Origin of the sequence: Bacillus cereus group sp. MYBK222-1 (genome assembly GCF_051916425.1) — a bacterium.
GTDB lineage: Bacteria > Bacillota > Bacilli > Bacillales > Bacillaceae_G > Bacillus_A > Bacillus_A paranthracis.
The window spans coordinates 1,569,368-1,581,307 of the sequence record NZ_JBQAGP010000001.1; the positions used below are offsets into that span (position 1 = coordinate 1,569,368).

Below are 11,940 nucleotides of genomic sequence, written 5' to 3' on the forward strand. Positions count from 1 at the left end.
AAAATATCCCATATTTTCATTATACATTGAATAGAAAAAAGATACTTTTTTATTTTGAAACGCCTAAATTAATTAGTATGTTCTTTCCTAAAAAACTCATAAAAAAGGAGTGGCTAAACCCACTCCTTTTAATGACCGATTCAAAAAATAATGAAACGACCTCAGCCCCATGGAAGATAGAACTAAAGCCGCTTAGGGTGTTTTTATTATTCCCCTTGTCTACTTGACAGGGACGTGTTCACACTAGAAGATTGACTCTTTCCTTTACTCCCCTGTTTCAGAAAATCGCTTTATACGTTCACCAATTTCATCACGAACACGTTGAAATTCGGACCACTCTTTTCCTGCTGGATCATCAAATCCCCAATAAACACGATGCACATCCGGCGGAGTAGATGGACAAACAGAATCTGCATGGCTACAAAGCGTAACGACTAAATCAGCACGATTTAAAATGTTTGCATCAATTATATCTGATGTTTGATTTGTTATGTCGATATTTACTTCGTTCATTGCTTTAATAGCATTTGGATTTACTCCATGTGCTTCGATTCCTGCAGAATATACATTCCACTTATCTCCTAAATATTGTTTGCCCCATGCTTCTGCCATTTGGCTTCGGCATGAATTTCCTGTACATAAAAAGTAGATTGTCTTTTTGTTCTCCATGTTGTTTTCCACCTTTATTTTTAAATTTAGACTGATTGATCATTAAAATATTTACGTTTAAACCAAAAAGCAACGTTTACAAGTGCAATCATGACAGGTACTTCAACTAAAGGACCGATAACAGCTGCAAATGCTGCGCCTGAATGAATACCAAACACACCAACTGCTACAGCAATCGCTAACTCGAAATTATTGCTACCTGCTGTAAATGCTAATGTTGTAGTCACCGGATAGTTTGCACCAATCTTTCTTCCCATAAAGAAAGAAACAAAAAACATTACAATAAAATAAATGAGTAATGGAATTGCTATTCTTACTACATCTAGTGGTACGCTAACAATCATCTCTCCTTTTAAAGAAAACATAATAATGATCGTAAATAGCAATGCAATCAATGAAAGTGGACTAATCTTAGGTATAAACACCTTTTCATACCACTGTCTTCCTTTTAACTTCACGAGTACAAAGCGCGTCAACATACCTGCTATAAAAGGAATTCCCAAATAGATAAACACTGATTTTGCTACTTCTATCATTGTAATATCGACAATAGCACCTTCAATTCCTAACCATTCTGGAATTACGGTTACAAACACGTATGCATAAACCGAGAAGAATAACATTTGGAATACCGAATTAAAAGCAACTAAACCTGCCGCATATTCTTTATCACCATCAGCTAGATCATTCCAAACAATGACCATTGCAATGCAACGTGCTAACCCAATCATAATGAGACCAACCATGTATTCTGGTTTATCAGGAAGAAAAATAATTGCTAACACAAACATAAGTACCGGACCAATAATCCAGTTTTGTACTAATGATAAAACTAACACTTTTACATCTTTAAATACTCGTCCCATTTCCTCATAGCGAACTTTCGCTAATGGTGGATACATCATTACAATTAAACCAACAGCAAGCGGAATAGACGTCGTGCCAACTTGTAATGTATTCAGTCCGTCTACTACACTAGGGAACACAAACCCTAAACCAATCCCAACCGCCATCGCTAGAAAAATCCATAGTGTTAAATAGCGGTCTAGAAAAGATAAGCGTTTCATTTTATTTTCCATCTCCTATTAACAACAAGAATTTTTAGCTACTTCATTAGAAGTCGTACAACAAGATGACTCTTCAATTTTGTGAACATCACTATGTGCTTTCGTATAAAAGAATTCCCACTCATTCCCATCAGGATCTGTTACCCAAAACTTATCTTGTACTGCATAGCAACAAGTCGTATCCATCTCATCACGCGCGAAGAAACCTTCTTTTTCTAATCTTTCTTTATGTAATGTAATTTCTTCAGCTGTATCCACTTGGAAACCGAAATGATTTACCTGATTTCCCTTCACTTCATCTCGTACGTTCAGCGTAAAATTAAGTCCTGGCGTCTCTAATAAAAATTTTGCATAATCCGTTTTCACTTTAACTGGTGATACACCAAATACTTTTTCATAAAATTCAATAGACTTCTCTAAATTCGTAACGTTTATACCGACGTGAACATATCTCATACCTTATTCCTCCTCTTTACATATCATTAATCAATTTTTTTTGATTAATAACTCAAAATTTTAACAGCAGCTACCTTTGCCTGTTTTTCTAAAGATACAGCACAATTCTTCTGATAATAAATTATTCACTTCCGCATCATTTAAATCATAATAACTCCACGTACCTTTTGTTTCTTTTACAATTAAACCTGCGTCTAATAAAATCTTTAAATGATAGGACAACTTAGATTGTGTCATTTCAAAAATCTCTGTTAAATCACATACACACGTTTGGCCTCTCTGACAAAGCTCATACATGATTTCTAGACGTTTCTGATCCGCTAATGCTTTAAACTTTTTCTCATAGAGCTGGAAATTTTGCGCCACTGTAGTTCACTCTCCCTTCATCAATTTTTTTTGATGTTTATAGTATATACGTAGATGAGTTCTATATGCAACTTGTTAATCAAGTTTTTTTGATTTATCAAAAAAACTTCCTCGCATCATCACTTTGCTACAACTAAAAAAGACCATAGCCTTTTCAAAAATGAAAAACTATGGTTCTTTTTACAACTTAATAGTTACAACATTTCCGAGAAATGGAGTCTCTATAACTATTTTTAATTTTAATTTGATCATTATAGAGTAGTGCCCCGTCACCCTCAATCTAAGAAAAACAAATACCCCAAAATGAGAAAAATCGATATAACTCTTGTTTTTGGTGCATATTCATAAAAAGCACGTTACCCTTTCTCATTAACATAGGAGAATAGTAACGTGCTTTTTATTTCAAAAATAGTCTAAATCCTTAAGTTGATGGTTGTGGGGCGGGACCCTAATAAGAACGGTATCTAAGGTTGTATGAGTGGTGTTCGTTCCATTCCAAAGGCCTCTGCCGACGATTAACTCAAGTACCGGTTTCGGATAACCCCCATGTGATGAAGCTCGTGTCCTGCAATGCTGTACGCGAGGGCGCGCGCCGTAATGCTTAGGTTGTTGGCTGTGCCCTTGCGGATCCACGCCTCCGCTGGTAGCCCGCGCAGTAATGTAATCGTTGATTGCCGTACGGCCCGGTAGTCTTCGGCCAATTGCGCGGTTGTCCAGCTTCCGAAAGGAGGTATGAATAATTCCTGATCGAAACCGGTCAAAGGCGTCTGGTCCCCTCTTGCGAACCGGAGCAGGCGGTAGGTCATGACGCGTTCCGCGTCTGTAATGTGGCCCACAACTTCTTTCAGTGTCCATTTTCCTTCCGCATACCGATATGCGGCCTGGCTTTCGGTCAACGATGCCAGGAGTTCGGTCATTTGCTTTTCCTGAGCAAGCAAAATGTCGATGATGTTACCGTCTGGCACCAAACGGATATATTCGCCGGAGCTCCCAGCGTATTCTTCTTCTGACGGTCTTTGATTCATGCGTAGTCACCTCTTTATGTATATATAGAAAATTATAGCACTCGTCTATGTCTAATCAATTCGCGAAATAATAAAACTTCCCTTCTAATAATTGAGGATAAGCAACTATTTAGTCGGTCGCCACACTATCCTGATTCGTTAGCACAATAAGCAATGCTAATCAATAATGCATAAAAAATAGAAGTTATACAATATTTCAAAGTTATGAATATATATTAGTTTATTCCAAAACATACATAAATACATTTTGTCGAAACTATTAAAAAGGTAAATTTTCTCTAGCTGGAGAATTAATAATTGTTTTACCAATATGTAAACATCTCAATTTAAAACTAAAGGAGAACAAAATGGGAAAAATAATTGTATCGATGTACCTCTCACTAGATGGTGTCATGGAGGAACCAGCTTGGACTGCTCCATACTTCAATGAAGAAGTAGCAAAGTTTCAATCCAATTTACTGTTTGAAAGTGAAGCTCTTCTACTAGGGCGAGTAACCTATCAAGGTTTTGCAGCTGCCTGGCCTTCTATGACTGATGAAGAAGGTTTTGCTGATAAGATGAACAGCATTCCTAAATTTGTTGCTTCAACAACTTTAGAAAAAACCGAATGGAATGCAAATCTTATCAAGGATAATGTTATAGAAGAAATATCGAAACTGAAGGAACAGCCCGGTCAGAACCTTTTAATCTATGGCAGTGGTGATCTTACACAAACATTAATGCAACATGACCTCATTGATGAATATCACTTTATAGTCAATCCCGTTATCGTAGGAAGCGGAAAGCGTCTCTTTAAAGACCAGAGCAATACAAAAGCATTAAAACTTATAGAAACAAGAACGACCAGTTCAGGTGTCGTTATTCTTTCCTATCAGCCGGAGAAAAAAGAATAATTATTGATAAATTATATAAACAAAAAAACTCATCAGAATAAATCCTGTTGAGTTTTTTCAAACAATGGACAAAACTTTTTTACATCATGGCTCACTAGGATGTAACCATGAACCATTTCGCTCAACACGGTATTGTTAATTTTGATGCTGGGCAATTCTCTGTTGAATTGAAAAAAGTACCATATGATAACGAAAACTTTATAAATCAATACTTAAAGTTACAAATTCCAGATTATAAAACCATTTTAAAGATTTTTTATGGGAAGAACATATAATCTAATTAAACTAGTAGCTCTATTGACTTCCGAGTTTAATGATTATATAAGAGGAACTAAGATTTTGCACTATCTATAAAACAAAAAAGACGTTATCCTTTCTGTAGAATTATAGGAAAGAATAACGTCTTTTATTCATTTTAAGAGTATTTCTTTTTATTAGCTTAAGAGCGATATGGCTGTACTCCTATAATAAGATCGGGTTTTAAAGGGTCTTTTTTATCGTAATATGTATTATTGTAATACGTATTATTGTAAAATATTGTATATGATTATTTTTTTAGGAGTGTTGAGACATGAGATATTTGATTTATGGAGCAGGAACAATAGGTACAGCCTATGCTTGGTTGTTATCACACCAGCATGAAGTAGACGTTTATGTGAGAAACGAAGATAAAAAAAAGGAATTTCAAAAAAGGAAACTGTATGTAAAAGATCTGCGTGTAAAAGAAACAACGTACAGCGAGAAAAATATTTCTGTAAATTGTATAACAGAAATAACTAATAAATATGATGGTATTTTAGTAGCTGTTAATCGGTATCAATTACGTAACATACTCCCACAACTTAATTCTTTAAAAGAAAACACTAATTACTTTGCTTTCATGCAAAATAATTGGAATATAAAAGAAGACTTGGAAGATTACTTTAGTGATGAAGAATATATTATAGCATTTCCATCTTCTATAGGTGGAGGACGTAAATCTAATAAAACAGAAATAATTATCTTTGATGAAGCAACCAGATTAGGTGGTTCAACTAAAGGAAGTATAAATAATATGGAGGAATCGCTAAAAAGAGTTAATATTAAAACCAAGTTTGATAAAAACATATTTGATTGGTTAAAAGTTCATTATTTACAACAATCTATTACAGCAGGAGCGGTTCTTGAAGCCGGTTCATATTTAAAATTTGCAAACGATTATAAAAGCGTAAAAAAAATGGTTTTAGCTTTTAGAGAAGGAATCAATGTATGTAAAGCTTATGGTGTACCCACAAATAAAATATTTCCGTCTAAATTCTTTAACCTTCCCCTTTTCATAGTTGCACACTTAATACAAAAAATGTTTTTATCTGAAAATACTATGGAAATGGTGGAAAATCATATGAAAGAAGGCTTATCAGAATGGGTATATGGATATAACGAAGTATTGAAAGAAGGATTAAAAATGGAAATATCTATGCATGATTGGGCTTCATATGAACCATACATTATGTCATGGCTCAAAAAATCTTAAAAACTTCGATATTTCATTTTAATGTTTCACATTATTTTACATAAATGATATCAAATTTGATAGGGCAAGACAAGAATTCGTTCTTTTTTGAGTCACTCACAAAAAACCAAGGTAAATCCAATCATTTTGTCGAGTTTTCCTTGGTTTTTAATTAATGAAAAATTTTATATCTCTACTGTTACTCATAAGAATTCAGGTCATTTTTTTCATTTTGGGATATTTGCTTTTCATAGCTTGATAGCGATGGGGTAGGACCCCAAAACAGTACGATTTTATTTCAAAGACACAACGATCTTACTACACACTTTTTATTTATCCCACACTCTCATCTACTAGTATTACTATTTTTTATTACTAATGTTGCCGTTTCACTCGGATGGCTAAGAGGAAAATGATGGCCATATGGAACAAAATCAACCTTACCAAGATGCGATGGAGCAGAATAGGCTCTGTCATAATCCCCCCAAATAATGTGAAGATTATACTTTGTTACTTCATTGGAATCACCTTGATCGTTTTTCAGTAGTAAACTGTTAAGCTGAACCGTAGTATTTAAAATTCTAGGAGAAGTAAAACTTTTACTTATTTTTTCAATATAATGTTCAGGGATGCTCTCCGTACTTTCAAACAAACCATTACTTAATAAATAACGCCCTATCAAATTAGTAGTTGCTAATTTTAATGTCCATTTGTTCATAAATTGAGGAACATTTAGCGATTTAGCATTTTTTTTAGCAACAGGTGGCTGAAGTAAAGTGATTGCATACTTCTTATCTATGTACTCTTGTACCAATGCTTCCAGAAGAAGAAACGCACCGAATGAATGTCCAATTAGATGTGCACCATTCGTAGCTTTCTCCAATAACTTTTTCATTACATTCAAATAGATATCTAGAAGATTTTTCTCTCGTTTAAAAGGAGAACGTCCCAAACCTGGAAGATCCAAAATCCATACAGGTTGACCAGTTTTTTCATGAAGCTCTTGTGCTAAAGGAAATAAATCCTCTCCATCACTCAATAAACCATGTAATAAAATAAACGGTTTACCCTTTCCTTGTAATTGGTAAAGGGTAGTGTTATCGCATAATGTTCGTTTAAATAAATGATTATGCCGGCCATTTTGATACATCATTCGATAATCCAGATCAGCTACTACGGCAGGGAAAAATTTCATTACACTCGTCTTCTTAAACCAATCTCCTCCCATAATTTTTTTCGCTGAAACATTTGAAAATTTTTGTTTTGTAATAAAATTCAGTCCATCAGAAGGAATTTTTGTTATTTTACTTCCTCCACTATTCATAATTGCTTTCATAAATGGCATTGGAACAGAGATTTTTGGTGCCCTCATATTCATACTTTCCGACATAATACTTAATAATTCAGCAATGTTTTGATCGTGCTGTTTGTCTTCAACAAGTGTATATGTTTGAATAGTCGGTTGCTCCAATCTGAAAACCTGCACAATAAACTTCGCAAGCTCATCGTTTGAAATAAGTGGTAACCTATATCCCTTACCTCCAGGAATCACTGGCATGAGCCCTCTTCGCATACTCATCACAAGCAAACCTAATCCTGCTATCTGCTCTGTACTCCCTGTTTTACTACTACCGACTACAGTTGGCGGATTAATTACAGAAAGCGGATAACCTACTGCTGATGCCTGCTGACGGATATAAAGATCTGCTAAAAATTTTGTTCTCTCATATGGGTTTTTTATTTTCAAATAATTGTTTCCTTCTTGAAACACATCAATTGCAATCCTACTATTTTTATCATCAAAGGGACTCATATAACCTACAACATGAATAAATTGTTGCAAGCCCTTCAATTGATGAATACTTTTAGCTAATTCACTAATATGTTTGGCGCCATTTAAAAATATGGAAGCTGCCTCTTTACTTGTCGCTTGAATATCCATGGGGCCTCCTGCGTGAATAATCACATCCGTTTTCAATGCCTTCTCCTTATCTTCAGCACTTAGACCTAAATCTATTTTCGTCAAATCACCTTCAATAAAGTGCATAACTTCCTTTTTTAAGATGTCTCTTTCTTGAAAAATGCGTATTGCTTTACTTTTCGACCTTACTAAAAGAAGAATTTTGACATCCTCTTTGGCTAATTCTTTCACTAATTGCTTTCCAATAAAGCCTGTTCCACCAGTTAAAAATACTGTTCTCATATAAGATCTCCTTTTTAGTACTACTTAGTACTAATCTGATGTAAAAAAAATGCTTCTTTTATCGAAGCAATTTTAAAAAATGATCTGCTGTTTTCGTGATTACAGTTGCATCCTTCAACGTTTCTGAAATAAATAACGCTCCTTCAAGATTTGTAATAAAAAGTGATGCAACCTCATCAATATGAATCGTATTTCTGAATTCTCCATTCTCTATCCCTTGTTTAAGTAATAGAGACATTTTCTTTTGTAATCCTGTAAAAAAAAGACCTATTTTTTCTTTTATTTGCGTGGCCTGTGTAGGACTTTGAATATAAAGAGTAATAAATGGACAGCTCCCCTTATACTCTCTCGATTGAACTCCTTGTGATAATTGCTTTAAAAACAGTTGGATACGATCTTCAACTAAAAATTGGTTCTGAGAAATTACGTCATCAATTGCAGATTGATACATTTCAATCCAATAATCAACGACCGCTTCTAATAATACTTCCTTATTAGAAAAGTGATAATACACATTAGACTTTGAAACTTTGCTTACACGTACCAATTCATCCATACTTGTATAAGCAAACCCTTTTTCTAAAAATAATGTTGCAGCTACTTCAATCACACGTTTTTGATTCATTAATTTTACCTTTGTCATAACTAGAACTATATAGTACTAATTTAAATATTGCAAGTATTTATGTTAATTTTTAAAAAATTTTGATTAAAAAAGTTCCACTACCATTGATTTTACTGCAAAAAAATCTTATTTTGAATAAAGTTGAACTGCCCCAAAACAAATAAATGAACGACTTCTCAGAATAACTATCTGTAGAGAAAGAAAATTTTAATTTAGGAGATATGAAAGTATTAGCTTAATAGGTATGGAGTAGTGCCCCTACAAACAAAACCCACCAGAAACATCTATAATCTGCCCCGTTACCCAGCGGCTATCAGAAGAAGCAAGAAATGCTACTGCATCTGCAATATCTTCAACTTGCCCGATTCGACCGAACACAGATGAATTCGTAGCAAAATTTCGTATTTCTGGATCATCTAGCAATTTCGCATTGATATCTGTCTTCGTATATCCAGGCATAATTGTATTCACAGTTATCCCTCTTTCTCCAAGATGTTTAGCTAGAGGCAGTGTCATCGTATTTAATGCACCTTTACTTAAGCCGTATGCAATGGACCCTGTAAAACCAAGTCTTACTTCAGCTGATGAAATGTTAATAATGCGCCCTTCTGCTCGTAGTAACGGTAATGTTTGCTGAATTAAAAAGAATGGTGCTTTCATATTTACGGCCATAATTTCATCAAAAACTTCTTCTGTTGTATTTTCAATCGTCCCTTGTGTACCTATCCCTGCATTGTTTACTAAAATATCAACCTCTGATGTACCAACTCTTATTTGTAATTCATTCTTTAATTGTTCTACTAGCTTTTTGACACCATCAATTGATTTGAGATCTGCTTCAATTAAGAACGCCTTTCCTCCATTAGATTCAATCTCACAAATTGTTTCATCTGCAGCTGACTTATTTCGGCCGTAGTGAATCGCAACTAATGCACCGTCGTTTGCCAATCTCATCGCAATCGCGCGACCAATTCCTCGACTCGCCCCTGTTACTAACGCTACTTTCCCATCAAGATTCTTCATTTTTTCCATCCTTCCTAAATTTACGTTTGATAAAAACCTATACTTATATTTTTATGTAAAAACCAATTATTTTAAATATAGATTTATAGGTAATTCAGTTCGTTCACTTATGATATTATAGTTATAGTTTGTGATTCACTTTAAAAAATAAAATAAGGAGGCTACACAATGCAAAATGCAGTAAAACTAGATGAAATTGACCATAAAATAATGAACTTGTTGTATGAAAATGCAAGAATTTCTGTTTCAGAAATAGGACGAATTATATCCATGACGCAACCTGCTGTAAAGGAGCGTATGAATAAACTTGAAGATCAAGGCGTTATAGCGGCTTACCGAACGAAATTTGAGCCTTCTAAAATTAATAAAAACATTCAAGCATTCATCATGTTTAAAACGAGCCAATGCTCTGATTTTATCCAATATTGTAATGCCGCTCCTGAAGTAACTGATTTATATCGAATTAGCGGGGAATTTAATTATATGATGAAGGTCATGAGCGATTCGATGGATTCTCTCGCTGCATTTTTAGACTCTTTAATGCAATTCGGCTTATCGTCTCCTTTAATTGTTTTAAAGAGTGAGTTTGAGGAGAAATTGTCGTTCTAATAAAGTGATAGGCACCAGCTTTCCAAAAAAGAAAAAGGAGTGGATCATCCACTCCTTTCAATCACCTATCCCTGATTTCTCTGCGCCTCTCTAAACTCCTCCTTCACCTTCTCTAACAACCCTTCTTCCGTAATTAATCGATACGCCGTATTTGCTAATGCTTTTGCGGATGTAATTAATGCTTTATCCCCTAATTCTGAACGTGCCGCTTCTCTAAATTCATTCGTATGTGCAATTAAATCATCCGGACCAATTTTAATGTACGGGTGGATTGTCGGTACGACTTGGCTAACGTTTCCTGCATCGGTTGAACCAATACCAAATCTTTCTTTACGATTTACGTCTTCCCCTAGCAATTCTAGTTCTTCCGCTACGACGTCGTTATATGTTTTTGTTACGAGTAGTTCATCGATTTCATTTTGGAATTGATGGATTTTTACTTTTGTGCCTGTTGCTAGTGCTGCCCCTTGTGCGATATTTTTTACTTTTTCTGTTACTTCCGCACATCTTTTTCTCGTTGCTGCACGGATGAAGAATCTTGCTGCGGCGTAGTCAGGAATAATGTTAGGTGCTTTTCCGCCTTCTGTAATAACGCCATGAATTTTCACGTCTGACGGAAGTTGTTGGCGAAGTGCGTTAATACTGTTGTACAGCTGAATCACCGCATCTAATGCGTTAATTCCTTCTTCAGGTGAAGCTGCAGCATGAGCTGTTTTTCCGTAAAAATGAAAATCAAGTGGATCGACTGCTAGTGAAGGACTCGTTGTTGCTGTTTTTCCGCTCGGATGAATCATAAGCGCCGCATCAATATTTTTAAATAAACCCGCTTTTACATAACTCGATTTTGCGCTACCGTTCGGTCCTCCTTCTTCAGCTGGTGTTCCGAAAACGACAACTTCCCCGCCAATTTCTTCAAGCGTTTCTGATAATGCAATTGCTGCTGCAACGCTAATGGTGCCAATTAAATTGTGACCACACGCATGACCTAGTCCTGGTAAAGCGTCGTACTCCGCTAAAAATGCGATTGCTGGTCCTTGTTTTCCAGAGCTTTTTCGCGCAATAAATCCCGTTTCATGTCCAGCTATATTGTGCTGTAACTGAAATCCTGCACTACCTAGCAATAAACTTAACGTTCTAGATGCATAAAACTCTTGGTTACCGATCTCCGGATTCGCATGAATATCATGACTTGTTTCTATGTACTTTTCCTTATTTCTTTCGATACTCTCTTCAATTGTTTTTCTTTGTGACGCTACTCCTGTCGCTCCCATTTTTCTTCCTCCTTTTATTTTCACGTAAAAAAGCCTCTTTCTAAAAGATAGAAAGAGGCTTCTGTATATACAGTCAAAATGAGCTTCTTTCTTATCTTTCAAGTTACCTTGCTGGAATTGGCACAGTATTCATAACGAATCCGCTGCCGAGGTATCATAGGGCCAGTCCCTCCACCTCTCGTGATAAGAATTTTCATAAAATTATATTAAATTACATTCATTCTAAGTTCATTTCAAATAA

General features: G+C 35.2%; 13 protein-coding genes and 1 riboswitch. Of the genes, 4 read left to right on the forward strand and 9 right to left on the reverse strand.

What is annotated here, in order from left to right; all coding sequences use genetic code 11:
- Positions 1–264: 264 nt before the first annotated feature.
- The 5 genes from arsC to ACTFR9_RS08105 all read right to left on the reverse strand — a co-directional run bounded on the left by arsC (position 265) and on the right by ACTFR9_RS08105 (position 3,583).
- Positions 265–669: an arsenate reductase (thioredoxin) gene (arsC, locus tag ACTFR9_RS08085; RefSeq protein ID WP_163257972.1), complete on the reverse strand. Its 405-nt coding sequence runs from the start codon at positions 667–669 to the stop codon at positions 265–267.
- A gap of 26 nt (positions 670–695) precedes the next feature.
- On the reverse strand, positions 696–1,736 hold the full coding sequence (gene arsB / locus ACTFR9_RS08090; protein ID WP_229136726.1) for an ACR3 family arsenite efflux transporter: 1,041 nt from the start codon (positions 1,734–1,736) through the stop codon (positions 696–698).
- Positions 1,737–1,754: 18 nt separating this feature from the next.
- Complete coding sequence (locus ACTFR9_RS08095; RefSeq protein WP_001271015.1) at positions 1,755–2,192, reverse strand: ArsI/CadI family heavy metal resistance metalloenzyme; 438 nt, start codon at positions 2,190–2,192, stop codon at positions 1,755–1,757.
- A gap of 60 nt (positions 2,193–2,252) precedes the next feature.
- Positions 2,253–2,558: an arsenical resistance operon transcriptional regulator ArsR gene (gene arsR / locus ACTFR9_RS08100; protein WP_000068188.1), complete on the reverse strand. Its 306-nt coding sequence runs from the start codon at positions 2,556–2,558 to the stop codon at positions 2,253–2,255.
- Positions 2,559–3,073: 515 nt separating this feature from the next.
- Complete coding sequence (locus ACTFR9_RS08105; RefSeq protein WP_001076313.1) at positions 3,074–3,583, reverse strand: DinB family protein; 510 nt, start codon at positions 3,581–3,583, stop codon at positions 3,074–3,076.
- A 347-nt stretch (positions 3,584–3,930) separates the two neighbouring features.
- On the opposite strand from ACTFR9_RS08105, the gene ACTFR9_RS08110 reads away from it, so the two are divergent.
- The 3 genes from ACTFR9_RS08110 (at position 3,931) to ACTFR9_RS08120 (ending at position 5,989) form a co-directional block, all read left to right on the forward strand.
- Positions 3,931–4,476: a dihydrofolate reductase family protein gene (locus ACTFR9_RS08110; RefSeq protein WP_046199563.1), complete on the forward strand. Its 546-nt coding sequence runs from the start codon at positions 3,931–3,933 to the stop codon at positions 4,474–4,476.
- A 107-nt stretch (positions 4,477–4,583) separates the two neighbouring features.
- On the forward strand, positions 4,584–4,751 hold the full coding sequence (locus ACTFR9_RS08115) for a hypothetical protein (protein WP_001015238.1): 168 nt from the start codon (positions 4,584–4,586) through the stop codon (positions 4,749–4,751).
- A gap of 296 nt (positions 4,752–5,047) precedes the next feature.
- Positions 5,048–5,989 carry a ketopantoate reductase family protein gene (locus tag ACTFR9_RS08120; protein WP_229136727.1) on the forward strand — a complete coding sequence of 314 codons (942 nt, stop codon included), beginning with the start codon at positions 5,048–5,050 and terminating at the stop codon, positions 5,987–5,989.
- 325 nt (positions 5,990–6,314) lie between these two features.
- On the opposite strand, the gene ACTFR9_RS08125 is transcribed toward ACTFR9_RS08120, so the two are convergent.
- The 3 genes from ACTFR9_RS08125 to ACTFR9_RS08135 all read right to left on the reverse strand — a co-directional run bounded on the left by ACTFR9_RS08125 (position 6,315) and on the right by ACTFR9_RS08135 (position 9,819).
- Positions 6,315–8,171, reverse strand: coding sequence for an alpha/beta fold hydrolase (locus ACTFR9_RS08125; protein ID WP_229136728.1), 1,857 nt, complete (start codon positions 8,169–8,171; stop codon positions 6,315–6,317).
- Positions 8,172–8,229: 58 nt separating this feature from the next.
- Positions 8,230–8,796 carry a TetR/AcrR family transcriptional regulator gene (locus ACTFR9_RS08130; RefSeq protein WP_229136729.1) on the reverse strand — a complete coding sequence of 189 codons (567 nt, stop codon included), beginning with the start codon at positions 8,794–8,796 and terminating at the stop codon, positions 8,230–8,232.
- Positions 8,797–9,054: 258 nt separating this feature from the next.
- The gene (locus ACTFR9_RS08135) at positions 9,055–9,819 is read right to left on the reverse strand and encodes an SDR family oxidoreductase (protein WP_229136730.1); all 765 of its coding nucleotides are present in this window, start codon (positions 9,817–9,819) and stop codon (positions 9,055–9,057) included.
- 168 nt (positions 9,820–9,987) lie between these two features.
- On the opposite strand from ACTFR9_RS08135, the gene ACTFR9_RS08140 reads away from it, so the two are divergent.
- Positions 9,988–10,428, forward strand: coding sequence for an Lrp/AsnC family transcriptional regulator (locus tag ACTFR9_RS08140; RefSeq protein WP_001178573.1), 441 nt, complete (start codon positions 9,988–9,990; stop codon positions 10,426–10,428).
- Positions 10,429–10,493: 65 nt separating this feature from the next.
- On the opposite strand, the gene ACTFR9_RS08145 is transcribed toward ACTFR9_RS08140, so the two are convergent.
- Complete coding sequence (locus tag ACTFR9_RS08145; RefSeq protein WP_000501354.1) at positions 10,494–11,699, reverse strand: M20 family metallopeptidase; 1,206 nt, start codon at positions 11,697–11,699, stop codon at positions 10,494–10,496.
- A gap of 88 nt (positions 11,700–11,787) precedes the next feature.
- Positions 11,788–11,889, reverse strand: a riboswitch (SAM riboswitch).
- Between the last annotated feature and the right edge of the window lie 51 nt (positions 11,890–11,940).